The sequence below is a fragment of the Microbacterium sp. UBA1612 genome (assembly GCF_002321605.1).
In the GTDB taxonomy this organism is placed as follows: Bacteria; Actinomycetota; Actinomycetes; order Actinomycetales; family Microbacteriaceae; genus Microbacterium; species Microbacterium luteum.
Window position 1 is genome coordinate 119,793 of the sequence record NZ_DCMW01000003.1, and the last position, 22,652, is coordinate 142,444.

The following is a 22,652-nucleotide window of genomic DNA, read 5'->3' on the forward strand; positions in this document are numbered from 1 at the left end:
CTCGTGCCCGCACGAATGCGCCACCGCTAGGCTGACCCCCGTGAAGCGTCACCGAAGGGTCTCCGCCGTGGCCGGCGTCCTCGGCCGCCTGTTCCGTCCGCGTGCGACGCTGGTCGTCGGCGGCGGCGGCCGGCCGCGAGCAGACGCCACGGTGGAGGTTCGGCCGCCTCGTGCATCCGAGCTGCGCATCACCTATGAACCCCGGCGGGATGACGAGCCGGACGCCGGGGAGATCGTATGGACCTGGGTGCCGTTCGAGGAGCGGGACGGACGCGGCAAGGATCGGCCCGTTCTCGTCATCGGCCGACGGGACGCCGACCGCGTCTATGCGCTCAAGCTCACCAGCATCCCGCAGGACGGCGATCGCGATCACCTCGAGCTCGGGAGCGGGCCGTGGGATGCCCGGGGAAGGCCCTCATGGGTCGACGTGGACCAGGTCTACCTGGTGCACCGTCGGGGGATGCGACGCGAGGGAGCGGTGCTCGATGTCGACCGCTTCACGCGGGTGGCGGCAGCGCTCAGCCGGCGCTACGGGTGGCAGATGGCGATCCAGGTGCCAGGTGGCGATGAGGCCTGAGCGGCCGATCGCGTCGTCGGTGGGCGATGCGGGACTTGAACCCACGACCTCTTCCGTGTGAAGGAAGCGCGCTACCAGCTGCGCCAATCGCCCTCGGCTCCGGGAGCCGCGACCCTGCCGGGCCGAGTACCGATGTTACCTGATCCGTGAGGGTGATTCGAACCGTGAGAACGGGACACGCGCGGCGTGGCGGTGGTTTTGCGCGGGGCCAGGAATGGGCTAGAGTTTTCCAAGTGCCCGGGCAAGACCGGGAACGAAATGCGGATGTAGCGCAGTTGGTAGCGCATCACCTTGCCAAGGTGAGGGTCGCGAGTTCGAGTCTCGTCATCCGCTCGAGTGCGGGGATCTCCCGATTCCAGGGCGATCACGACACGTGGGTCGAACCACACGCGGTGGCGTGGCCGAGCGGCTAGGCACCGGCCTGCAAAGCCGTTTACACGGGTTCGAATCCCGTCGCCACCTCGCATGACAACTGAACAGCCCTCACGGGCGCGATTGGCGCAGCGGTAGCGCGCTTCCCTGACACGGAAGAGGTCACTGGTTCGATCCCAGTATCGCGCACCACAAAACCCCCGGATTACCGGGGGTTTTCTCGTTACCGGGAGTACGCGTGCAATACACGTGCAACACGCTTCAGGTCTCGATGAGGAAACTGAGACGCCCCGTGGTCTAAGCGCGGCTTAGGGCATCCGACGCCCCCGTTGGGGGTCGCGAATCACTACCCCCTTCAGACCGCGAGCTCGGGGCACCTGTTCAGAATTGAACACCCTGGCCGGCGGAGGCGGTACGTGGTGACACGATCCGCTCCCAACTGTGGTGCGCGTCGGACAACCCACAATGTCCGGTCTGATGCCGGTTCTTCTCTAGCAGATGTCCCATTTGGGACAGGTGGCGAGGTGAGGTGTCCAGTCCTGGACACGTGGTGCTGGAAGCCAGCGACTAGGCGTCGTGCAATTTGCGTGCGTTATCCCCGCGAGATGCCCACCACACGCGCGCACCACAGGCGCGGGCGCGATCCCTTGCGGGAGTAGGGCTTCCGGTCTCTCTGGCGTGCACTTCCAGTGCTCGAGATGTGCACCACACCCGTGGAAAAATGCGCGGGGAGAGAGAAATGGTTCGAGGGCGCGGTGGGCCTGCCTGGTCGCCGTTCTTAAAGAATCGGCGTCGATGAGGGGCATCTGTCCCGCCGCGACGTGAGGAACTTTCCTCAGGTTGAATGTCACCCCGCGAATGTCACACCAACGGATGTCATACGCACACGCAAGTGTGGAAGGGAGCGCGGTTCTTCCGTGGCTGGGTGCGTGGCGAAAAACTGGTGTGGTCAGAGCAGTGCGAGGATGCCTGCCGCGGTCATGGCGAGGATGCCGAGCAGGATGAGGGCGACGGCCCACCACGTGGATGCTGCGTCGCGTAGGAGGAAGGCGAGCACGTCGCTGATGTCGATGCTGTGGCTGTTGCCGGCTGCGTCGCCGCCGTCGAGTCGTGTGTGTGCGCTTTGGTTCAGCAGGGCTCGTGCGCCGTGTGCGCGTGTGATGAGCAGGATGACGCCGATGAGCTGTGCTGCGCCGGCCACGATGGTGAGGATGAGGGCGGCGGTGTGCATGCGGTCATACTAGGCGCACACCCTTTGAGGGAGTGGCCCAGGCCCGACCGGCTTTCCGGAGACACAGCGGCGGATGCCGTCGGTAGTCTCGTGCGCATGTGGATCTTGGTAGCTGGGTACCTGATCGCGGCCGTGTTGCCCATCATCGGATTTGCAAGGCTGCTCTGGCGAACTCAACGGGCGCTCGATAGAGAGAGCGCGGCAGCCGTTGCCGCTCATTCCGACGCAATGTCCTGGGATGCCTTCGATGCGCAGTTCGAGAGTCGGACGGATGGTCCGCGGAGAGATCGGAATGCCGTGCTGTGGGACATCGGTCTAGTTGGATCCGGCTTGGTGCTCGGCGCGGCGACGAGTATCGCTGCCTTGCCGTGGAACTGAGCGGTAACGTCATGCTCGCGGTGCTCGCTGCAGTCGTGCCGATCCTCGCGTCGACCTATGTCGCTGGGTCAGTGCTGCTTGAGCATGCGCGTGCTGCTCACGTGGCACGTGTGTACCCGCGGGTGTGGGGTAGGTACAACGCCGAGCTTGCGGATCTGAAGGCTGAGATGTCCATGCACGATCCGCGGTGGAACGCTCGGTCTCAGGCGCTCACTGCTCGTCGCATGCGACTGCTCGAGGCCAATGGGATTGACCCCTACGTCGGGACCATGAAGGCGATGAGTGACTCTGCAGTTCCCCAGGCTCCCAGCGCGATAGATCAGCGTCGTCAGTGGGTGCTTCTGTTCGGCTCGCTCGTGGGCGTCTTCTTCCTTGCGCTGTCGTTGCTGTGAGCCGCATCGGCCGCTCGGGGGTTGGCTGTCGGGTCGACAGTGGGTTGAGGAGAGTGCCAGGGGTACGCGGATTGTGCGTACCCCTGGCGGGGTCTCGCGCTGGTTGCCCCAGGGGAGCGCCTGACAACCAATCCCGCGTGCAGAAAGGAGAAAAAACGCGGGGACGCGAGTCTTGCCCGACTACTGGTTCTGCAGCAGTCGGAAGGCGCTGTCGTCGATGGAGTCCGCGCCCACGCGGGCCCACGCGAACCATCCGCGCTGACCGGTGGGGCGCCCGTTCGCACCGAAGATGTGCGGGACGAGCTCGATCCGCATACCGGCGCGCTGGGCGATGAGGTACTTGCGGAAGTCGCCGACAGCGAGAATGTTCGCAGCGCCGGTGGTGGCGGTGAACTCCGGCGCGTATCCGCTCGCGACGACGTCTCGCTCGCGGATGCGGAACTGTGCCTCGGTGAGGGTGACGGTTCGTCCGGAGTACTCGTCGTTGTCGAAGGTGCGGACGTGTTCCTTCGCGTCTTCGCTCATCAGCCAGGTGGCGTTCGGCTTGGCTCGATCCGGGAGCGCGGACCAGACCTTGCTGATGTCGGCCTTTCCGAATTCGCCATCGGTGGTGACCACGACCTCGACATTCGTGTTCGCGTCGAGTGCCGTGAAGATCCCGGTCGGCTGGCCAACACCGGATCCGGTGGCGAACGCCGCGGCGGTGAGCTCGGCATACCCCTCGCTGAGGAGCCCGGCCATCTCGTTGGCGAACTCGGGATAGTCCTGCTCGAGCTCGATCGAGTAGGGGATGAACCCGCGTGCGCTGTGCACCGGCACGGAAGGCTGAGCGAGCGTGGGCGAGTCATCGGAGACCTCGTCGGTCTCGGAGTCCCAGGACCATGTGACGCCTTGGGAGCTGACGCCCTTCCACTGATTCGTGGTGATCGTGACGACTCGAGAGATTCCGAGGAACGGGTTGGCGGACTGTTGCCCCGTGAGGATGATCGTTGGGTCGATCAGCACCGGCACGCCGTAGCCGCCGGCCGTCGGGGTTCCCTCGACCATGCCGCGGGTCTCGTGTGCGCGTCGGAATTCTTCGGCCGATCGCAGGGCGGCTGCCTCTGGGGCGGAGAGCACTGGATGCGGGTTCGTCATGACCTGCTGGAAGGCTGAACGGTACTCCGGGGACTCGGTCATCACCGTGAGTCGTGCGATGTAGTCACGGTCGACGTTGCGAGTGGACTCTCCACCTTCCAGGAGAGCCATGACGTGATCGCCCTGGTATGCCTCGAGGTGACGTGCGGAGTCGACGAGTCGTCGCGCTTCGTCTCGGGTTTCGAGGCTGCCCATTCGCGCGACCTCGCCGGCGCTGCGCGGCTTGCGCTGCCCGACGTCGAGCGAGTTCCAGCGCGCGCGGGACTCGGCGACTCGATCGGCTCGACCCTGGCGCTCTTCTGCCTCACGCAGCAGCTTGCGGACCTCGATCGCCTCGGTTTCGAGGTCGTCCCAGCGGGTCTGCTCGCCGCTGTCGAGTGCGCGGGTTCCCGCGCCGGTGTGGATGTCGGTGTGTTCGCTCTCGATCTCCTTGAGACGGTTCTGGAGAGCGCGGATTTCAGAGTCCATTGGGACACTCCTTGGATTCATGCCCATCGATGCGGAAAACGCGATCGGAAGGGTGCGCGTTAGCGGGATGAACCTCGGAGTGCTGCTCAACGTGCGGCTCGAAATGAGGGGAGAGGCCCCCCACCGAGTGCACGGACCCAGCGGCTCTGTGGTTGGTTGTCGTCCGGCTCAGGTCTTTGCTGAGTGGACATCTCCATCATACCGGCCGGGTCAGACATCTTCGGGTCCCTCGTCGCGCGTGTCGGAGAGACTGTGCAGGAATGCCTGGTCGGCTTCGCTGAGCGCCTGAGGGTGGTCCGCCAGGACGTGGTCCGCTGTGATGGCGAGCACGTTCCATAGCTCAGCGAGGTTGTAGGCGGTCATGTCGATCGACCGAGCTGTGTGGTCTCGGCAGATGCTCGCGAGCACTCGCAGCTCGTCGGGGCTGCATGTTCGGATGATGTCGATGATCATCTGGCCGGCGTTGATGCTGATGGAGGGCTGGTCGTTCATGCTGTCTCCTGTTCGGTTGCCCTGGTGGTGCGTTTGAGGGCGTTGCGTTCGCGTGGAGTCTTGCCGCCCCAGACGCCGTGGTCGATGCGTTCTCGGAGTGCGTATTCGAGGCATTCAGCGGCGACGTCGCAGGAGGCGCAGATGCGGCGAGCGTCTGTGGATGGTTCCCCTTGGTTGGGGAAGAAGATCTCGGGGTCGACTTGCGTGCAGAGCGCATCGGTCTGCCAGTCGAGTTCGTCTTCGGTCTCGGTCGCACCCCACGCCCTCACTGGCCCGCCCCCTCTGCAGTGATCTTTTCAGCAGAGAGCCCAGGCAGTAGGACGAGCCAGTAGCCCGGTCGCGACCCGATCGGCTCGTAGTACGCGTGGATCTCACCTTCGTAGACGAGCACCTCGGTGGGCACATTCGGTGCGTTCACGGTCATGCTGCATCGCCTTCGCGGTCGTACCTGGACGGGAGTGGGTTGATCATCCTGGTGTCTGGGGCTGGTATCGCTTCGGTGGGCCCATTGGCGAGATGTGTCGCCTCTTCCATCGCCCTCACGAGCCACGCCCTCGCGAACGGGGTCGATTCGTGTGCGACGGTGAGCGTGGGCGAGAGTGGGAATAGGCCCACAGAGGTTCGCAGTCCTCGGAGGCCGGCGGCGCGGTGTTGCCAGATGATGGTGTGTCCGATCGCGACGATGCTTACCGCGATCGCCGAGGCGGATCGGATCTCCTCGTCATCGAGCGCTTCGTCGTCGTCGCCGAATGCGACGAGCCTCGGGAAGCACGCAGTGACGCGCTCGTTGACCTCTTCCACCTCCCATTCAGTGAGTGTGTTCATGCGTGCACCGCCTCAGCGGGGCATCCGTATTCGCAGTACCGGTCGTCGAGCATTCGGTGACGGCACGCTCCGCGTTCGATCTTGTTCGCGGGTGGCGCGTCCGTAGCCTCTGCGGAGGCGCGTCGCCCGCTCCCTGTCCCTGTCCCTGTTAGGGACGGGCCGGGACGGGACGGGGTGGCGTTACTACCCCTGTTACGTAACGCGTTACGCTCCCGCGTGTTTTCGGGAGTTTTGCCCTCTAACTCGTTACGTGACGTGTTACGTGACGAGTTACAGAAGCGGGGGTCGCATTCTGAGTGGTCACCGACGTCGTGGAGCTCTCGCCGCTTCCTGAACTTGCGCTGGCGCTCCGCGTTGCGGTCCTGTCGTTCCCGCACCTCTTCGGCAGTCTCTTGGTCTGCCCAGTCGACTTGGAAGCCTTCGCTTTGCGCGGTCCAGAGATGCGCGTCGACGAGTTCGTCGATCGCAGTGGTCACGTCGATCTCGGGGAGGAGTCGTCGTGCTCGAGAGGTGGAGATTGCGCCGTTGGTGAGTTGCTTGTTGCACCACGTGAGCGCGTAGACGTGGAGGCGGAACGCTTCGTGCGAGAGCTCGGTGATGGCGTCGTCGTCGTGGAAGGTGTCAGAGAGTCGCGTCCATGTCATGACGTCTCCCAGAGGGTGCACCGGTTGCCCAGCGAGGTGAACGCCAGCGCCCCGCTATCCCGGACGACGCCTTCGCGGACGAGCGCGGCACGAGCGGTTCGGAGTCGTTGATCGGTGACCTTCGGGAAGCGGGGGTGACCGACGCGCACGTTGTAGCGCGTCGAGATCTCCTCGTCAGTGGCCGGGTGCTCGGAGAGGATCTCGATGATGCCGTCCTTGACTGCACCGATGGTGCTTCGTGAAGCTTTGGCGGCGGCCGCACTGGATGTGCCGGTGTCGAGCGCCATCGGTGCGGCGCGGTGGTCGTGTCGGTGGTCGGTCGTATCCTTGGGGGAGATCAGCCCGCCAGCCAGATCGTCGAGCGCCCCGTTCCCGCGGGGCGTTTCGTTCGCGGTCACAGTGCACCGCCTCCGGTGTACTGCAGCGGCGCGCCGATGGAGTCGAGCGCCGTGAGGTCGACGCGGATCATGCGTGCGCCGATGCGTCGCGCGGGTATCTCGCCGCGAGTGATCATGCGGCGGATGGTTCTTGTGCTGACCTGCAGTCGGTCAGCGGCCTCGGGGATCGTGCCCCAGGTGGGGTTCGACATGAGAAAACCTCTCAGGGATGGCTGAATAGCCCTCCGCTGAGAGGTTGGAATCGCGGTGACCTGTGTACCTCCCACCGCGAGGAGGTGGTTACAGACTAGAGCAGTCGGCTCATGTCCAGTTCAGACACACCGAGTTTCGCGACTTCGGCGAGCTTCGCATCGAGGTCCGCGATGGTGTAGGTCTGTCCACACCGAGGGCACTTCATGTGGCCCCGGTAGGACACGTCTTCGTGGTTGCGACGCAAATGCCGGGTTGCAGTCTGGTTCTCGGCCTGCAGACGCACCCCGTCGTCGGTGACAACGGTCTGTACGTTCTCACCACCCACCGGAAGGTGAAACGTCCACTTCCGGTGGGGGCGCACACCTTCTCCGGTGCACACTAGGGCGACCATGCGCCACTCCTTCCCTCGTTCTGGCTGGTGCGCGCGGCAGGATTCGAACCTGCGCCACGGGAGGTAGAAGCTCCCTGCTCCGTCCACTGAGCTACGCGCGGGGGAGGGGTACTCACAATGTGAGTACCCCAGAGGTGCTCACGCGTCGATCACCCGAGCGAGAAGCCGGGAGAGGGATTGGGCGTCCTCGATGCTAAGTGTCTCGAGGTCCTTCCCTCCGTTGTTGGTGGAGACGACCACGGGCGGCATGTCGGTGAGTGGTTCGTCGCCCGGTGTCGTGTTGACGAGCAGGATGCGCTGCAGCCGCGCACTGAAATCGCCTTCGTGGTGCTCTGGTCCATCAATCCACAGCGAGATCTCGTTGTAGCCGCCGCGGGTGACAGATACGCTCTCGAGCCATGCGGGCGGGTCCGGCATCGCGGGGAGGGCCGGCTGGAACGTCTCGAGCCACTTCCACACGCAATCGTCCAGATCCCACGGCGCACTCTGCTTCTCATACCAAGCCTGGAAGTCCGGGAGATCTTGAACTCGCGCGTACTCCACGCCGACGGCCAGGATGACGTCGTCAAGCCATTCGCGCATCGACTCGGTAATCTGTGTGGTGATCATTGCTTCCTCCATGTTGTGGTGGTCTCGCCCTCGTCGAGGTACCAGCTCGGCGGGGGCATTTTCTTGCCGGCGGATGCCGGAAGTCTTCACGCGAGGTCGGACATTCGCCTCGCAAGCTCTTCGTCACGCCCAGCGGTGTGCTGATATCTCATCGCGGCGGCGACGGTCGAGTGCCCGAGCCGGGCCTGCAACTCCTTCAGCGTCGCGCCGGCCAGGGCCGCTCTCGTCGCCCCGTAGTGGCGGAGGGCATGCCACGGCATGTCCGGGCGTCCAGCGGCCGTCCGGGCCGGGTTCCAGTGCTTGTAGAACGCCGACTGTGCCAGGTGCGTCGCACCGTCCGCGGCGGGGAACAGCAACGCCTCCGGGAACCGTGACGCGTGCTCCCGCAGGTGTGTCTCGATGATCGGGTTCACGTGCGGGGGGAGAACGATCGTCCGCACGCCGGCTTCGCTCTTCGTCTGTCCGACGATGAACCCTTGCCCGGTCACGTGTGTGACGGCGCGGGACACGTTCACCGCGATCACCTGCAGGGTGTCACCCTCCTTGACGAGCTCGAGGTCCTTCACGCGTAGCTCGGTGAGCTCCCCGTACCGGACACCTGCCCATGCGGCGAGGATCACCGCAGCTTTGTAGCGGGGCGTGATCGCGTCCACGATCTTCTGCAACTCCGCGGCGGTCGGTGGGAGTACCTTCTTGCCGGTCGACGCGGACGCCGCGCCGCGGATCTGGCACGGGTTCGTCTTGAGCCGCCCATCCGCGACGGCAGTCGACAGGATCGACTTGAGAAGCTCGTACGCTCGAGCCGCTTGCGTCTTGGTGCCGGCGGTGACGAGCGCGGAGTACCAGGCGCGGACAGCGTCGGGGGAGATCGCGGTGAGCCGCTGGTCAGCAAACGGGGCGAGCGCACCCTTCACGAGGCGACGGTATTCGGCGGCGGTGCGGGGGCGCAGGTGGTCGCCGTGACGGTTGGTGCGGGTCGCGATCCAGCTCTCGGCGTACTCCGCGAACGAGAGTCCACGGCCACGTCCTGCAGCCTCGGCGCGCGCGGTGTCGTGCGCGGACCAGGTGCCGTCAAGGATGCGGGCCTGCTGAATCGCAAGCCACCCTCGAGCGTCCGTGAGGGCGTCGAAGGTGCGGGGCGCGTTGTGTCGTTCGCCGTCCGGCCCGACGTAGGAGGCCTGGTAGCGGCCCGAGGGCAGCTTGCGGATCGCACCGAACGACTCGCGGCGCTTCCGCCTGGGGGTGGCCATCACGCTACCTCGCCGATCGTTGCGTACTCCCACGGCTCCCAACCGAGGCGACGCCATTCCGCTGGGTACATCTCCACTTGCTGTGCCTCATCCAGCCACATGCAGAAGCCTCCAGCGCGGTACGGGATCACACGCACGTCGCGAGTCAGGCCAGCCTCGCTACGGAGGGTGAGGACGTCCATGCGGAAGGCCTTTCGTGCGATACCGTGCAATATCTCGTGTCGTATCGTGTCCGGTTGTGTCTTCCAGTGACCTTAACAGGGTTACCCGCGATCCGCATCAGTCCGGGCGAAACTCGCGGAATCATGCGGATCCGCCCAGTGTCCTGTGTACTGTTTCGATCCCAGTATCGCGCACTCCAACCCCCGGTTCGACCGGGGGTTTTTCTTTTCGTCGTGAGGGGTCCGTCGTGGTGCCCGCCCCCGTCGCCGCACGGGCGACGGTTTCCGCCGGCGCGGACGGTAGCCTGGACGCGAGCCATTTTCTGGAGTGTTCCCTGTGACTGACGTTGCCCTTCCGTCGGATGTGTCGTACCCCGCCGACGGCTTCGCGCTGTTCCCCGATCGTGCCGTCATCGCCATGCGCGTGAACGGCGAGCTGAGAGATCTCGCCGCGACGGTCGAATCCACCGACGAGGTCGAGCCCGTCGAGATCACGAGCCCTGAGGGACTCGACATCCTCCGCCACTCGACGGCGCACGTCCTCGCCCAGGCCGTCCAGCGCATCCGCCCGCAGGCCGACCTGGGGATCGGCCCGCCCGTCACCGACGGCTTCTACTACGACTTCGGCGTCGACGAGCCGTTCACGCCCGAGGATCTCAAGGCCATCGAGAAGGAGATGCAGCGCATCGTCCGCGAGGGCCAGCGGTTCACCCGCCGCGTCGTGTCGGACGAGGAGGCTCGAGTCGAACTGGTGGACGAGCCGTTCAAGCTCGAGCTCATCGGGCTGAAAGGCGGCACCGCGTCGGGTCACGAGGCGGCGGAAGGCGCCGGGGTCGAGGTGGGGGCGGGGGAGCTGACCATCTACGACAACGTCGACCGCGACGGCGTCACCGTCTGGAAGGACCTCTGCCGCGGTCCGCACGTGCCGAGCACGCGCATCATCGGAAACGGGTGGGCGCTCCAGCGCGTGGCGGGCGCCTATTGGCGCGGGAGTGAGAAGAACCCGCAGCTGCAGCGCATCTACGGCACCGCGTGGCCGACCAAGGACGAACTGCGCGCATACCAGGCTCGTCTGGAGGAAGCCGCCAAGCGCGACCACCGCAAGCTCGGCAAGGAGCTCGATCTCTTCTCGTTCCCCGACGAGATCGGGTCGGGGCTGTCGGTGTGGCACCCCAAGGGCGGCATCATCCGCGGCGAGATGGAGCAGCACGCGCGCCGCCGTCACGTCGAGGGCGGGTACACCTACGTGTACACCCCGCACATCGCGAAGGAAGACCTCTTCCTCACGTCCAACCACCTCGTCACCTACAAGGACGGGATGTTCCCGCCGATCGTGATGGACGAGGAGCACGGCCCCGACGGCACCGTGACGAAGAAGGGCCAGGACTACTACCTCAAGCCCATGAACTGCCCGATGCACATCCTGATCTATCGGGAACGTGCGCGCAGCTACCGCGACCTGCCGATGAGGCTCGCCGAGAACGGCACCGTCTACCGCAACGAACTCTCCGGCGCCCTTCACGGCCTGACCCGCGTGCGCGGCTTCACACAGGACGACTCCCACCTGTTCGTGACTCCGGAGCAGCTCGAGTCCGAAGCGACCCGGGTGTTGGAGTTCGTCATCTCGATGCTGCGCGACTTCGGCCTGGACGACTTCGAACTCGAACTCTCCATGCGCGACGACGAGAAGTCGAAGTGGATCGGCACCGACGAGTTCTGGGAGTACTCGACGAACGCCCTGCGCAACGTGGCGGTGGCCAGCGGACTCAAGCTCACCGAGGTTCCGGGGGAGGCCGCGTTCTACGGCCCGAAGATCGACCTCAAGACACGCGACGCCATCGGACGCACCTGGCAGCTGTCGACCGTGCAGGTCGATCCGAACCTGCCCGAGCGCTTCGGCCTGGAGTACACCGGCCCCGACGGCGAGAAGCACCGGCCGATCATGATCCATCGGGCACTGTTCGGATCGATCGAACGCTTCTTCGCCATCCTCCTCGAGCACTACGCTGGCGCGTTCCCGGTGTGGCTGGCTCCGGTGCAGGTGGTCGGCATCCCGGTGGCCGAGGAGTACGCCGAGCACCTCGAGCAGATCGTGGCCCGACTGCGAGCAGCCGGCGTCCGTGCCGAGGTCGATCGATCCGATGACCGGATGCAGAAGAAGATCCGCACGCACACGGCGCAGAAGGTGCCGCTTCAGCTGATCGCGGGCGAGCAGGACCGCGCCGCCGACGCCGTCTCGTTCCGCTTCCGCGACGGCACCCAGGAGAACGCGATACCGGTCGATGTCGCGGTCGAGCGCATCATCGCGTCGATCCGGGACAAGGCGCTTGTCAACACCGCGGAGGATCTGGCGTGACCCACGCCGGTGAACCGGGCGACAGCGTCGACGCGGCCTCGCTCGCCGGCGTCCCCGACGCCTTTCAGCGCCTCTGGACGCCGCATCGGATGGCATACATCCAGGCCGGTCCCCAGGTGCTGCGGGATGATTGTCCGTTCTGCGCCGCCCCGGAGAAATCCGATGAAGACGGGCTGATCGTCGCTCGGGGCAAGAAGGCCTACGTGCTGCTGAACCTCTTCCCTTACAACTCTGGTCATCTTCTGGTCTGCCCGTACCGACACGTGGCCACCTACGATCAGGCGAGCGCTGACGAGGTCGCCGAGATCGGGGAACTCACGCAGATCGGCATGCGGGTTCTCCGCGAAGTCAGCCGGTGCGACGGGTTCAATCTCGGAATGAACCAGGGGGCGGTCGCGGGTGCCGGCGTGGATGAGCACCTTCACCAGCACATCGTGCCGCGGTGGCGTGCCGACGCGAACTTCTTCCCGATCATCGGGCGCACCAAGGCCCTGCCCCAGCTGCTCGGCGAGGTGCGCGCCGCTGTGAGTGCGGCCTGGCCGGCGTAGGACTCAGCGTACGCGCTGCACGTCGAACTGCATCTGCGGGGCGGCGTAGTGGTCCTGCGCCTGCACCAGCTGCAGCTCCCGCTGCCCGGACTCGTGGGTCATCGCCAGCAGCGCGAAGACGCTGGAGGTCGTTCGTGCAAGAGCGTCCGCCGCATCGCCCGACCTGTTCAGGTGTGCTGTGAAGAGTGCGGCGGTGACGTCGCCGGATCCGTTCGCCTTCATCGGGATCCGCGGTGTCTGCACGATCCACGCACCGTCGTCGGTGACAGCGAGCATCTCGATGGTGTCCTGAGGGCTGTCCGGCCGCTCGACGCTCGTGACGAGCACGGTACGCGGCCCCATCTCGCGCGCGGCGTCGGCGGCCGCAAGCGTGGAGTCGAGGTCCTCGGGTTCGGTGCCGGTCAGGAATCCCAGCTCGAACTGATTCGGAGTGATGATGTCGGCTGCCGGCACGACCCGCTCCCGGAGCAGGACGGGGATGGCGGGCGCGACGAAGCATCCGCTCCGGGCATTGCCCATCACGGGGTCGCACGCGTAGATCGCCGAAGGATTCGCCGCCTTCACGCGCGTGACGGTGTCGAGGATCACATCGGCGATGCCTTCCCCGCCCTGGTAGCCGGAGAGCACGACGTCGATGTCTGCGAAGGCGCCGCGCTCTTCGATACCGAGGATGACATCGCGCACGTCATCCGGGCTGATGAGCGGTCCCCGCCACGCGCCGTAGCCGGTGTGGTTGGAGAAGTTCACGGTGTAGACCGGCAGCACCTCCACTCCGATGCGCTGAAGCGGGAAGACGGCGGCGGAGTTGCCGACGTGGCCGTACGCGACCGCGGACTGGATGGAGAGGATCTTCACCCGTCCGATCATGCCACCCCGTCAGAGAGGCCCCGCACGCCCTCGACGGCGTCGGCGATGTCGCCTGCGAGACGATCCGCGTCGCGGTCGTCCAGCTCGTGGACGGTGAGCCGCAGCCGCTGGGACGGACGCGAGGCGGGGGACAGGACGAAGTCGTCCCCGGCCCTGGCGAGCCAGCCGCGACGCATGAGGCGGATCGTGACATCGGCCGCGGGCACTCCGACGTCGACCCAGAGATTGAGTCCGTCGGACTCGGTCGCGTCGATGCCCCGCGAGGTGAGCCGCCTGACGAACGCGGCGTTGCGCGCGGCGTAGTGCTCCGCGGCGTCCGCGATGGCGGCATGGACCTCCGGATCGATCATGAGGGCGTGCACGAGTCGTTGCAGCAGGTGGCTGACCCAGGTGGTCCCGGGGGTCAGGCGAAGAGCGAGCCGAGACGCGGTCTCGGGGTCGGAGGAGGTCACCGCCAGACACATGTCCGGGCCGAGGAACTTCGAGACCGAGCGCACGAGAGCCCATCGGCGGTGACCAGGCGGGACGACCGAGTGGAAGGTGCGGCGCGAAAGCATCGAGAAGTGATCGTCCTCGATCACCAGCAGGTAGGGGTGATCGGCGAGCAGCTCGCGCAGCTGATCGGCGCGCTCGGCCGTGAGGCTGGCGCCGGAGGGGTTCTGCGCGCGGGGGGTGCAGATGATGGCTCGTGCGCCCTCGGCGATCGCGGCGCGCAGTCCGTCGACGGTCATCCCGGAGTCGTCGCATGCGATCGCGATCGGTCGATAGCCTCCCAGCCGGACGGTGTGGATGCTCGTGAGAAAACAGGGATCCTCCAAGCCGACGGCGTCGTCGCGGGTGAGCGCCTGGGCGAGGAGTCGCTCGACGGCGTCGGCCGCGCCGCTGGTGATCGTGAGCCGCGATCGGGCGGCGCACGTCGCGTCGGACATCCACGCGTCGGCCCACGACTCCAGCCCGGGATCGATGACCGGCTCGCCGTAGAGCACGGGTCGCCCGGCGGCAGGGGCGAGCGCGCGGGAAGGATCGGGAATGCGCGCGGGATCGGGGTTCCCGGTGCCGACGTCGCGCAGCGCACTGTCGGGGGCGAAGCCCTCCTGTGCGACGAGGCGGCGAGCGGTCACGCGCGTGCCACCTCGCCCGCGGGCGATGACCAGACCGGACTGGGCCAGGTGCCGGTAGGCGGCCACAACCGTGTTGCGGTTGACGCCGAGGTCGGCCGCGAGCGACCGAACGGGCGGGAGGATCGCACCGGGCGGGAGAACACCGCTCTCGATCGCGGATCGCACGCTGTCCGCGATCTCGCTCGCGGTCGCGCCGACGATGTGAGCGTGCATGAGGTCGATCCTCTCGTGTTCGATGGTCGAACCCGACAATGCTATCGTTTGGCCTAGATCAAACGCCTGTCTTGTCTGCGTCGCAGCGAGCGGCATGTCGAAGGGACGACCGTGATGACGAATGCAACCGGATCAGACCGTGTGAAGCGCGGACTCGCGGAGATGCTGAAGGGCGGCGTCATCATGGACGTCGTCACGGCGGATCAGGCCAAGATCGCCGAGGACGCCGGCGCGGTCGCCGTCATGGCGCTCGAGCGCGTTCCCGCCGATATCCGCGCGCAGGGCGGTGTCGCGAGAATGAGCGACCCCGACCTCATCGACGACATCATCGCGTCGGTGTCGATCCCGGTCATGGCCAAGTCCCGCATCGGCCACTTCGTCGAAGCACAGGTGCTGCAGGAGCTCGGCGTCGACTACATCGACGAATCCGAGGTGCTCTCGCCGGCGGACTACGTCAACCACATCGACAAGTGGCGCTTCACGGTGCCGTTCGTGTGCGGCGCGACGAACCTCGGGGAGGCGCTGCGCCGCATCAACGAGGGCGCCGCGATGATCCGTTCCAAGGGCGAGGCCGGCACCGGAGACGTCTCGGAGGCGACCAAGCACATTCGCAAGATCACCTCGGAGATCAACGCCCTGCGTTCGATGACCCGGGACGAGCTCTATGTGGCGGCCAAGGACCTGCAGGCTCCGTACGAACTGGTCGCCGAGGTCGCCGAGACCGGCACCCTGCCCGTGGTGCTCTTCGTCGCCGGGGGAGTGGCGACCCCCGCGGACGCCGCGATGATGATGCAGATGGGTGCGGACGGCGTCTTCGTCGGCTCCGGCATTTTCAAGTCCGGCAATCCCGCCGAGCGAGCGGCGGCGATCGTCAAGGCCACCACCTTCTACGACGACCCGAAGGTCATCGCCGATGTCTCGCGCGGGCTCGGCGACGCCATGGTGGGCATCAATGTCGCAGACCTTCCCGCACCGCACCGCCTCGCCGAGCGTGGCTGGTAGCCCTCGCGTCGGCATCCTCGCGCTGCAGGGCGACGTGCGCGAGCACGGGCGCGTCCTGCGAAGTCTCGGTGCCGAGGTCGTGTCGATTCGCCGGCCCGATGAGCTGCTCGCCGTCGACGGGCTGGTGCTACCCGGCGGGGAATCCACCGTCATCGACAAGCTGGCGCGCGGGTTCGGTGTGGCGGAGCCGCTCTCGCGTGCGATCGCGGCCGGCCTTCCGGTGTACGGCACCTGTGCGGGCCTGATTCTGCTGGCCGACCGTCTGGAGGACGGGATCGAGGGGCAGCGCACGTTCGGTGGGCTCGACGTCACCGTGAGGCGAAACGCCTTCGGCGGACAGGTCGAGTCCTTCGAGGCATCGGTGACGGTGCCGGCGTTCGGCGGACCGCCCGTCGACGCCGCCTTCATCCGCGCCCCTCTCGTGGTGTCGACGGGGCCGGGTGTCGAGGTGCTCGCGGAGCTGGATGACGGGGGAATCGTCGCCGTTCGCCAAGGCAACGCGATCGGCACCGCCTTCCATCCCGAGGTCTCGGGAGAGCGGCGATTCCACGAGCTGTTCCTGTCGCTGGTGCGCGCCGCCTGACGTCGGCGCGGCGCGAGCGCCGCCCTCGATAGACTGGAGGGCATGTCCGGCCACTCCAAGTGGGCGACGACCAAGCACAAGAAGGCCGTCATCGACGCCCGACGTGCGAAGTCGTTCGCCAAGCTCATCAAGAACATCGAGGTCGCCGCCAAGATCGGCGGTGCGGATCTCGCAGGCAATCCGACGCTGTACGACGCCGTGCAGAAGGCGAAGAAGACGTCGGTCCCCAACGACAACATCGATCGCGCCATCAAGCGCGGTGCCGGCATCGGCGGGGATGCCGTCGAGTACCAGACGATCATGTACGAGGCGTACGGGCCCCATGGTGTCGCCCTCATGGTCGAGTGTCTGACCGACAACAAGAACCGCGCCGCGGCAGAGGTGCGCACCGCGCTCACCCGCAACAACGGAACGCTCGCCGACCCGGGAAGCGTCGCCTACAACTTCACGCGCAAGGGCGTCATCGTCGTCTCGGACGAGGGCACCACGGAAGATGACGTCATGCTCGCGGTCCTCGATGCGGGAGCAGAGGAGGTCGAGTCGCACCCGAAGGGCTTCGAGGTCCTCACCGAGGCCTCCGATGTCGTCGCCGTGCGGAAGGCCCTGCAGGATGCCGGCATCGATTACGAATCAGCCGACGTTGAGTTCGTGCCGAACCTGAAGGTCGAGGTCGACGCCGACACCGCGCGCAAGGTCTTCCGTCTGATCGACGCGCTCGAGGACAGCGATGACGTGCAGAACGTCTTCAGCAACGTCGACCTCACCCCCGAGGTCCAGGCCGAGCTCGAAGAGGACGACGACGAGTGACAGCAGGCGCGCCTTCCGGCGCGTAGGCGGATGCTCGCCTAGCGTGATCGCGTGACACTGCGTGTTCTCGGCATCGACCCGGGCCTGACCCGCTGCGGGATCGGTGTCGTCGACGTCGCACCGGATCGTTCTGCTTCCCTCGTTCACGTCGGCGTCGTGCGGTCGTCGACGGAGGCGCCCATCGAGGTGCGCCTGGCCGCCATCGCACGGGGCATCCGCGAGGTGATCCGGGAGCACGCCCCATCGGTGGTCGCCGTGGAACGGGTCTTCGCCCAGAATAACCGCAGCACCGTGATGGGCACCGCTCAGGCCAGCGGTGTCGCCCTGATGCTCGCTGCGGAAAGCGGACTGCCGGCGGCGACCCACACCCCGAGCGAGGTCAAGGCGGCGATCACCGGCTACGGCTCGGCCGACAAGCGCCAGGTGCAGGTCATGGTGGCTCGGGTGCTCCGCCTCGACGATCTGCCCAAGCCCGCCGACGCGGCGGACGCGCTGGCCCTCGCGCTGTGTCACGCCTGGCGTGGGTCGCCCATGACTGCTCCCGCGCGCACCGGCGGAACGCTCACTCCGGCGCAGCGAGCGTGGTCGCGGGCGGAGCGAGCGACCCGCCGCTAGCGTGTCGCTCGAACATAGATCCGAACCCGACCCTAGGCTCGACGCATGATCTCCTCTCTGCGCGGACGCGTGCTCCACACCGAACCCGACAGCGTCGTGATCGAGGTGGGTGGCGTCGGGTTCCAGGTCGCCGTCACGTCGCAGGTCGTGCGTGCCGCGCGCGTGGGGGAGGAACTCCGGCTCCACACGTCGCTCATCGTGAGGGAGGATGCGCTCGCACTGTTCGGGTTCACCGAACGGGAGGAGCTGATCGTCTTCTCGCAGCTGTTGAGCGTCACCGGCGTCGGCCCCAAGTCGGCCCTGGGCGTGCTGTCGACGCTCACCGTGCCGCAGATCGCCGACGCCGTCACCGCCGACGACGATGCCCCCTTCCGCCGGGTCTCGGGGATCGGACCGAAGACGGCCAAGCTGATCGTCGTGCAACTGGCCGGAAAGCTCGCCCCCTCCAAGCCCGCCGTCGGCGCGAGCAGCGGCGACTCCGGCCTGGATGTGCCCGCACAGGTGGTGGAAGCGCTCGTCGGACTGGGTTGGCCGGAGCGCCTCGCTGCCGAGACCACGGCCGCCGTGGCGGCGCGAACGGAGACGGAGGCGACGACCGTGGCGGGACTGCTGCGCGCCGCGCTGGCGGAGCTCGGCCCGGCTCGCAAGGAGCGTGCGCATGGATGACGAGAACGACCCGCGCGTGGCCGACGCTCAGATCGCCGATGATTCGGAGCTGGCGATCGAGGGGGCGCTGCGTCCGTCCTCGCTCGATGAGTTCATCGGACAGCACAAGGTCAGAGGTCAGCTCCAGCTGCTCCTCGAGGCCGCCCGCATCCAGCAGCGCCCCGCCGATCACATCCTCCTGGCCGGACCGCCCGGGCTCGGAAAGACCACCCTCGCGATGATCGTCGCTCACGAGAGCTCCCGTGCCCTCCGGCTTTCCAGCGGACCGGCGATCCAGCACGCCGGCGACCTGGCGGCACTCCTGTCGAGTCTGCTGCCGGGCGAGGTGCTGTTCATCGACGAGATCCATCGGATGGCGCGTTCGGCCGAAGAGATGCTGTACCTCGCGATGGAGGACTTCCGCATCGACATCATGGTCGGCAAGGGCGCCGGCGCGACGAGCATCCCGCTGGATCTGGCTCCGTTCACGCTGGTGGGGGCGACGACGCGGTCGGGGCTTCTGCCGAACCCGCTGCGGGACCGCTTCGGCTTCACCGCCCATCTGGAGTTCTACGACGCCGGGGAACTCGAAGAGGTCGTGGCGCGCTCCGCGCGAACACTCGAAGTGGCGCTGCCGCCGCAGGCTCGCGCTGAGATCGCACGACGGTCGCGCGGCACACCGCGCATCGCGAATCGGCTCCTGCGGCGGGTGCGTGACTACCTGATCGTCCACGGCCGCGGAACCGAGGCGGGGGTGCGCGACGTCGATGCGGCGCTCGAGCTGTACGACGTCGATCCGATCGGGCTCGATCGCCTCGACCGTGCGGTGCTGGATGCGCTGGTGCGCCGATTCCGCGGCGGTCCCGTGGGGCTCAACACGCTCGCCGTGACCGTGGGCGAGGAGGCGGACACGATCGAGGCCGTGGTGGAGCCGTATCTGGTGCGCATCGGGTTTATGGGACGCACCCCCCGCGGGCGCATCGCCACGCCCGAGGCCTACGCCCACCTCGGCGTGCCTCACGCAGAGGCGGCCCTGAGATTCGATGACCTATAATCTCTGGAGGCTCCGGCCCATCCCACCCCGATGATCCGCGCGTCCGCGCGCGCGACCGAAAGGCATCGCCTCGCCCATGGACTTCGCGCTCTTCTTCTCGAACTACGGCCTGATCATCCTCCTGGTCCTGCTCCTCGTCTTCATGTTCTGGAGCTCCCGCCGGCGGATGCAGAAGCAGAAGCTCGAGCAGGAGGAGAAGGCGCGCCAGACGGTCCCGGGCGCCGAGGTGCTGATGCAGGGCGGCCTGTACGGCACGATCGTGTCGTTCGACGGAGACAACCTCGATCAGCCCGCGGTGGTCGAGATCGCGCCGGGCGTGGAGATCAAGGTGCACAGCCAGGCCATCCTGCGTGTCGTGAACCCGACCGAGGGCGTCGTCACCGAAGACGAGTTCCTCGAGGCGGAGGCCAGACAGGAGGAGTACGCGGACGGTGTCGCCGATGGTGAGATCTCGTCCCTGAGCGACGACGCGCGAGAGGCCCGCGAGAACGACGACAAGAGCAAGCCCGACGCCTGAGTCCGCGTCCGCCCGCTCTGTAGAAAGCTGATCCTCCGTGGCGACACCCACCCCCGTCCGGCACGCCTGGCGCGCACTCATCGGACTGCTGGCGATCACCGGCGTCCTCTTCGGCATCAACGCGCTGGGGGTGTACGTCTTCCAGCAGAGCTCGTGGGCACCGGAACTGGCGCTCGACCTGCAGGGCGGCACGCAGATCGTCCTCGAAGCCCAGACCGAGGACGGCGTGGCTCCGTCCGACGAGCAGATGCAGCAGGCGGTCACCATCATCCGCCAACGCGTCGATGCGTCGGGCGTCGGTGAGGCCGACGTCACCACCGAGGGCGGCACGAACATCGTCGTCCAGATTCCCGGCGAAGCCGACGAGCAGACGCGTGAGCGCATCGAGGCCTCGGCGCAGCTTCAGCTGCGCGCGGTGCTGTTCGCAGGCTCGGCGCCCAACACCTACGTCGGCGAGGACGGCAACGCGACCCCCTATCCGACGCCGGACCCGACCCTCGAGGCGACGCCGAGCATCGAGCCCACCGACGGCAGCGACACCAACTGGATCACACCGGCGCTGCAGGCGGAGTTCCTCGCGTACGACTGCGCCGACCCCGCCAACGATCCGGCGAACGCCCCCGCCGATGAGCCCCTGATCACCTGCGACGCGGGCAACACGATCAAGTACATCCTGGGACCGGTGGAACTCGACGGCTCGTCGATCGACGACGCGACCTCCGGCCTGGAGCAGACCACCAACCGCTGGGCCGTGAATCTCGACTTCGATGACGAGGGCACGCAGATCTTCGGCGAGATCAGCCAACGTCTGTACGGGGCGACGTCGCCGCTGGATCAGTTCGCCTTCGTACTCGACGGTTACGTGCTCACCGCCCCGCAGATGAACTCCATCATCCTGGGCGGCAATCCGAGCATCACCGGTGATTTCACGCAGGAGAGCGCCCAGGTGCTCGCCGATCAGCTGAAGTACGGCGCGCTGCCGCTGAGCTTCGAGGTCGTCAGCTCCGACACGATCTCCGCCACCCTCGGGACGCAGCAGCTCCAAGCCGGTCTCATCGCGGGACTCATCGGTCTCGGGCTCGTGGCCGTCTATTCGCTGATCGTCTACCGAACGCTCGGCTTCGTCATCATCGCGAGCCTCGGCGTCATGGCGGTGCTCACCTACATCATGCTCGCCATCCTCGCGTGGCGTATGGGTTTCCGGCTGTCGCTGGCCGGTGTCGCCGGTCTGATCGTCGCGATCGGATTCACCGCCGACTCGTTCATCGTGTACTTCGAGCGCATCCGCGACGAGCTCCGCGACGGCAAAACGATCACCTCGGCCGTGGAAGACGGGTGGTCACGGGCCAAGCGGACGATCTACATCTCCAAGTCGATCAACATCCTGGCGGCGGTCGTCCTGTACGTCCTGGCGGATGCCACCGTGAAGGGGTTCGCCTTCACCCTCGGACTCACGACCGCGATCGACATCCTCATCTTCATCCTGTTCACCCACCCGGTGATGCAGCTGCTCGCCCGCACGAGGTTCTTCGGCTCGGGGCATCCGCTCTCCGGCATGGACCCCGCAGCGCTCGGCGCGGTCTACCGCGGTCGTGCGCAGTTCCGGGAGCCCGTGGCGGCCAGCGGTCGGGGCGGCTCGGCCAAGCGCGCCGGGCGCTCCCGCCACGAGGCCGAACGGCGACAGACGATCGCCGAACGCAAGCGCGCTGAACTGGCGGCCGCAGACGCCCCGGCTGCGAAGACGTCGAAGGAGGGAGACGACTGATGCGCTCCATGAGTCAGCTCGGAAACGACCTCTACACCGGCAAGACCTCCTTCCCGTTCGTCGGGCGTCGCCGGCTGTGGTTCATCATCGCGGCCCTTCTCGTCATCGGTTCCGCGCTCGTACCGCTGTTCCGCCCCATCCAGTTCTCGATCGAGTTCACGGGCGGATCGCAGTTCACGGTGTCGAGCCTGTCCGCGCCCGACCAGGCGTTGGCAGGAGACGCCGTGCAGACGGTGGTTCCGGATGCGACGGTGAAGGTCACGACCGTGGGCGACAGCGCCGTGCGTGTGCAGACCGACCAGATGACGGACACCGAGACACGCGAGGTGGCCACCGCACTCGCAACGGCCTACGACGTTCCGGAGTCGGAGGTGACGACCTCGTTCATCGGGCCGAGCTGGGGTCAGGACGTCACGCGTCAGTCGCTCTGGGGGCTCGCGATCTTCCTCGCCCTGACCTTCCTCATCCTCGCGCTGTACTTCCGCACCTGGAAGATGTCGGCGGCCGCGATCCTCGGCCTGGTCGACGTGCTCGTCATCACGATCGGCATCTACTCCCTCGCCGGGTTCGAGATCTCGCCGGCGGCGGTGATCGGATTCCTCACGATCCTCGCGTACTCGCTCTACGACACGACGGTCGTCTTCGACAAGATCCGTGAGAACACCCGCGAGGACGGGGAGATCTCCGGACGGACCTTCGGCGAGTCGGTGAACCTCGCGGTGAACCAGACGCTCGTGCGGTCGATCAACACCACGGTCGTGGCCATCCTCCCGGTCGGCGCCATCCTCTTCATCGGTCCGTGGCTCGGCGCCGAGACCTTGAGCGACATTTCGCTGTCGATCTTCGTCGGCATCATCGTCGCGGCGTATTCGACCCTCTTCGTCGCCGCGCCGCTGTACTCGCTGTTCCGCGAGAACGAACCGGGCATGAAGGCGCGAGACGAGAAGGTGCGGGAATCACGCGAGCGCGCGGGCGTTCCGGCCGACGCGTGAGTCGTGGCCGCGGGCGTAGGATGAGGGGATCCGGCGCGGGGGAGGAGGCT

Annotated in this window: 28 protein-coding genes and 4 tRNA genes; 17 read left to right on the plus strand and 15 right to left on the minus strand. The window is 66.8% G+C overall.

Going from position 1 to position 22,652, the window contains the following annotated elements; translation table 11 throughout:
- The first annotated feature begins 88 nt into the window (after window positions 1–88).
- The gene (locus B3S45_RS01070) at window positions 89–577 is read left to right on the plus strand and encodes a type II toxin-antitoxin system PemK/MazF family toxin (protein ID WP_071043732.1); all 489 of its coding nucleotides are present in this window, start codon (window positions 89–91) and stop codon (window positions 575–577) included.
- Between the two features lie 20 nt (window positions 578–597).
- Here the strand turns inward: B3S45_RS01070 and B3S45_RS01075 are convergent.
- Window positions 598–670: transfer RNA gene (locus B3S45_RS01075), tRNA-Val, on the minus strand.
- Between the two features lie 167 nt (window positions 671–837).
- Here B3S45_RS01075 and B3S45_RS01080 point away from each other — a divergent pair.
- The 3 genes from B3S45_RS01080 to B3S45_RS01090 all read left to right on the plus strand — a co-directional run bounded on the left by B3S45_RS01080 (window position 838) and on the right by B3S45_RS01090 (window position 1,141).
- Window positions 838–910 (plus strand) — tRNA-Gly (locus B3S45_RS01080).
- Between the two features lie 58 nt (window positions 911–968).
- Window positions 969–1,039 (plus strand) — tRNA-Cys (locus B3S45_RS01085).
- A 27-nt stretch (window positions 1,040–1,066) separates the two neighbouring features.
- Window positions 1,067–1,141, plus strand: a tRNA-Val gene (locus tag B3S45_RS01090).
- A gap of 757 nt (window positions 1,142–1,898) precedes the next feature.
- On the opposite strand, the gene B3S45_RS01095 is transcribed toward B3S45_RS01090, so the two are convergent.
- Window positions 1,899–2,180 carry a hypothetical protein gene (locus B3S45_RS01095; RefSeq protein ID WP_286716934.1) on the minus strand — a complete coding sequence of 94 codons (282 nt, stop codon included), beginning with the start codon at window positions 2,178–2,180 and terminating at the stop codon, window positions 1,899–1,901.
- Window positions 2,181–2,276: 96 nt separating this feature from the next.
- Between B3S45_RS01095 and B3S45_RS01100 the strand changes: the two genes are divergently transcribed.
- The gene (locus B3S45_RS01100; protein ID WP_286716936.1) at window positions 2,277–2,558 is read left to right on the plus strand and encodes a hypothetical protein; all 282 of its coding nucleotides are present in this window, start codon (window positions 2,277–2,279) and stop codon (window positions 2,556–2,558) included.
- Complete coding sequence (locus tag B3S45_RS01105; protein WP_286716939.1) at window positions 2,549–2,950, plus strand: hypothetical protein; 402 nt, start codon at window positions 2,549–2,551, stop codon at window positions 2,948–2,950. The genes B3S45_RS01100 and B3S45_RS01105 overlap by 10 nt, the downstream gene beginning before the upstream one ends.
- A gap of 180 nt (window positions 2,951–3,130) precedes the next feature.
- On the opposite strand, the gene B3S45_RS01110 is transcribed toward B3S45_RS01105, so the two are convergent.
- The 11 genes from B3S45_RS01110 to B3S45_RS01160 all read right to left on the minus strand — a co-directional run bounded on the left by B3S45_RS01110 (window position 3,131) and on the right by B3S45_RS01160 (window position 9,356).
- Window positions 3,131–4,555: a phage major capsid protein gene (locus tag B3S45_RS01110; protein ID WP_286716941.1), complete on the minus strand. Its 1,425-nt coding sequence runs from the start codon at window positions 4,553–4,555 to the stop codon at window positions 3,131–3,133.
- A gap of 210 nt (window positions 4,556–4,765) precedes the next feature.
- Window positions 4,766–5,047, minus strand: coding sequence for a hypothetical protein (locus B3S45_RS01115; RefSeq protein WP_286716943.1), 282 nt, complete (start codon window positions 5,045–5,047; stop codon window positions 4,766–4,768).
- A complete protein-coding gene (locus B3S45_RS01120; RefSeq protein ID WP_286716946.1) occupies window positions 5,044–5,316 on the minus strand; it encodes a WhiB family transcriptional regulator in 273 nt (90 codons plus the stop codon). Before B3S45_RS01120 ends, B3S45_RS01115 begins: the two co-directional genes overlap by 4 nt.
- Entirely contained in the window at window positions 5,313–5,465 is a 153-nt protein-coding gene (locus B3S45_RS01125; protein WP_286716948.1) for a hypothetical protein, read from the minus strand. Before B3S45_RS01125 ends, B3S45_RS01120 begins: the two co-directional genes overlap by 4 nt.
- Before the next feature lie 2 nt (window positions 5,466–5,467).
- On the minus strand, window positions 5,468–5,872 hold the full coding sequence (locus B3S45_RS01130) for a hypothetical protein (protein ID WP_286716949.1): 405 nt from the start codon (window positions 5,870–5,872) through the stop codon (window positions 5,468–5,470).
- Window positions 5,869–6,516 carry a hypothetical protein gene (locus B3S45_RS01135; protein ID WP_286716951.1) on the minus strand — a complete coding sequence of 216 codons (648 nt, stop codon included), beginning with the start codon at window positions 6,514–6,516 and terminating at the stop codon, window positions 5,869–5,871. Before B3S45_RS01135 ends, B3S45_RS01130 begins: the two co-directional genes overlap by 4 nt.
- Window positions 6,513–6,914 carry a hypothetical protein gene (locus B3S45_RS01140; protein ID WP_286716952.1) on the minus strand — a complete coding sequence of 134 codons (402 nt, stop codon included), beginning with the start codon at window positions 6,912–6,914 and terminating at the stop codon, window positions 6,513–6,515. Before B3S45_RS01140 ends, B3S45_RS01135 begins: the two co-directional genes overlap by 4 nt.
- Window positions 6,911–7,105: a helix-turn-helix domain-containing protein gene (locus B3S45_RS01145; RefSeq protein ID WP_286716954.1), complete on the minus strand. Its 195-nt coding sequence runs from the start codon at window positions 7,103–7,105 to the stop codon at window positions 6,911–6,913. The genes B3S45_RS01140 and B3S45_RS01145 overlap by 4 nt, the downstream gene beginning before the upstream one ends.
- 95 nt (window positions 7,106–7,200) lie before the next feature.
- Entirely contained in the window at window positions 7,201–7,497 is a 297-nt protein-coding gene (locus tag B3S45_RS01150) for a hypothetical protein (protein ID WP_286716957.1), read from the minus strand.
- Between the two features lie 138 nt (window positions 7,498–7,635).
- The gene (locus B3S45_RS01155; RefSeq protein ID WP_286716960.1) at window positions 7,636–8,196 is read right to left on the minus strand and encodes a hypothetical protein; all 561 of its coding nucleotides are present in this window, start codon (window positions 8,194–8,196) and stop codon (window positions 7,636–7,638) included.
- Window positions 8,193–9,356, minus strand: a complete 1,164-nt coding sequence (locus tag B3S45_RS01160; RefSeq protein ID WP_286716963.1) for a tyrosine-type recombinase/integrase — start codon at window positions 9,354–9,356, stop codon at window positions 8,193–8,195. Before B3S45_RS01160 ends, B3S45_RS01155 begins: the two co-directional genes overlap by 4 nt.
- Before the next feature lie 579 nt (window positions 9,357–9,935).
- On the opposite strand from B3S45_RS01160, the gene thrS reads away from it, so the two are divergent.
- Window positions 9,936–11,873 (plus strand): threonine--tRNA ligase, encoded by a 1,938-nt coding sequence (thrS, locus tag B3S45_RS01165; protein ID WP_414683060.1) that lies wholly within the window; start codon window positions 9,936–9,938, stop codon window positions 11,871–11,873.
- Window positions 11,870–12,421, plus strand: a complete 552-nt coding sequence (locus tag B3S45_RS01170) for an HIT family protein (protein WP_071043465.1) — start codon at window positions 11,870–11,872, stop codon at window positions 12,419–12,421. Before thrS ends, B3S45_RS01170 begins: the two co-directional genes overlap by 4 nt.
- Window positions 12,422–12,424: 3 nt before the next feature.
- Here B3S45_RS01170 and pdxY read toward each other — a convergent pair whose 3' ends face one another.
- Together pdxY and B3S45_RS01180 are read right to left on the minus strand one after the other, a co-directional pair.
- Window positions 12,425–13,276: a pyridoxal kinase PdxY gene (gene pdxY, locus B3S45_RS01175; protein ID WP_286716968.1), complete on the minus strand. Its 852-nt coding sequence runs from the start codon at window positions 13,274–13,276 to the stop codon at window positions 12,425–12,427.
- 8 nt (window positions 13,277–13,284) lie between these two features.
- On the minus strand, window positions 13,285–14,622 hold the full coding sequence (locus B3S45_RS01180; RefSeq protein WP_286716969.1) for an aminotransferase class I/II-fold pyridoxal phosphate-dependent enzyme: 1,338 nt from the start codon (window positions 14,620–14,622) through the stop codon (window positions 13,285–13,287).
- 114 nt (window positions 14,623–14,736) lie between these two features.
- Here B3S45_RS01180 and pdxS point away from each other — a divergent pair, with 114 nt between their 5' ends.
- From pdxS to secF, 9 genes are all read left to right on the plus strand, one after another.
- Window positions 14,737–15,624, plus strand: a complete 888-nt coding sequence (gene pdxS, locus B3S45_RS01185; RefSeq protein ID WP_071043466.1) for a pyridoxal 5'-phosphate synthase lyase subunit PdxS — start codon at window positions 14,737–14,739, stop codon at window positions 15,622–15,624.
- Window positions 15,575–16,207 carry a pyridoxal 5'-phosphate synthase glutaminase subunit PdxT gene (gene pdxT, locus B3S45_RS01190; protein WP_071043467.1) on the plus strand — a complete coding sequence of 211 codons (633 nt, stop codon included), beginning with the start codon at window positions 15,575–15,577 and terminating at the stop codon, window positions 16,205–16,207. The genes pdxS and pdxT overlap by 50 nt, the downstream gene beginning before the upstream one ends.
- A gap of 42 nt (window positions 16,208–16,249) precedes the next feature.
- On the plus strand, window positions 16,250–17,014 hold the full coding sequence (locus B3S45_RS01195; protein ID WP_071043468.1) for a YebC/PmpR family DNA-binding transcriptional regulator: 765 nt from the start codon (window positions 16,250–16,252) through the stop codon (window positions 17,012–17,014).
- A gap of 51 nt (window positions 17,015–17,065) precedes the next feature.
- Window positions 17,066–17,629, plus strand: coding sequence for a crossover junction endodeoxyribonuclease RuvC (ruvC, locus tag B3S45_RS01200; protein WP_071043469.1), 564 nt, complete (start codon window positions 17,066–17,068; stop codon window positions 17,627–17,629).
- Window positions 17,630–17,674: 45 nt separating this feature from the next.
- The gene (ruvA, locus tag B3S45_RS01205; protein WP_071043470.1) at window positions 17,675–18,295 is read left to right on the plus strand and encodes a Holliday junction branch migration protein RuvA; all 621 of its coding nucleotides are present in this window, start codon (window positions 17,675–17,677) and stop codon (window positions 18,293–18,295) included.
- Window positions 18,288–19,328 carry a Holliday junction branch migration DNA helicase RuvB gene (gene ruvB, locus B3S45_RS01210; RefSeq protein ID WP_071043471.1) on the plus strand — a complete coding sequence of 347 codons (1,041 nt, stop codon included), beginning with the start codon at window positions 18,288–18,290 and terminating at the stop codon, window positions 19,326–19,328. The genes ruvA and ruvB overlap by 8 nt, the downstream gene beginning before the upstream one ends.
- A 76-nt stretch (window positions 19,329–19,404) precedes the next feature.
- Window positions 19,405–19,845 carry a preprotein translocase subunit YajC gene (locus B3S45_RS01215; RefSeq protein ID WP_071043472.1) on the plus strand — a complete coding sequence of 147 codons (441 nt, stop codon included), beginning with the start codon at window positions 19,405–19,407 and terminating at the stop codon, window positions 19,843–19,845.
- A gap of 37 nt (window positions 19,846–19,882) precedes the next feature.
- Window positions 19,883–21,610, plus strand: a complete 1,728-nt coding sequence (gene secD, locus B3S45_RS01220; protein ID WP_071043473.1) for a protein translocase subunit SecD — start codon at window positions 19,883–19,885, stop codon at window positions 21,608–21,610.
- On the plus strand, window positions 21,610–22,602 hold the full coding sequence (secF, locus tag B3S45_RS01225; RefSeq protein ID WP_071043474.1) for a protein translocase subunit SecF: 993 nt from the start codon (window positions 21,610–21,612) through the stop codon (window positions 22,600–22,602). Before secD ends, secF begins: the two co-directional genes overlap by 1 nt.
- The last annotated feature ends 50 nt before the right edge of the window (window positions 22,603–22,652 follow it).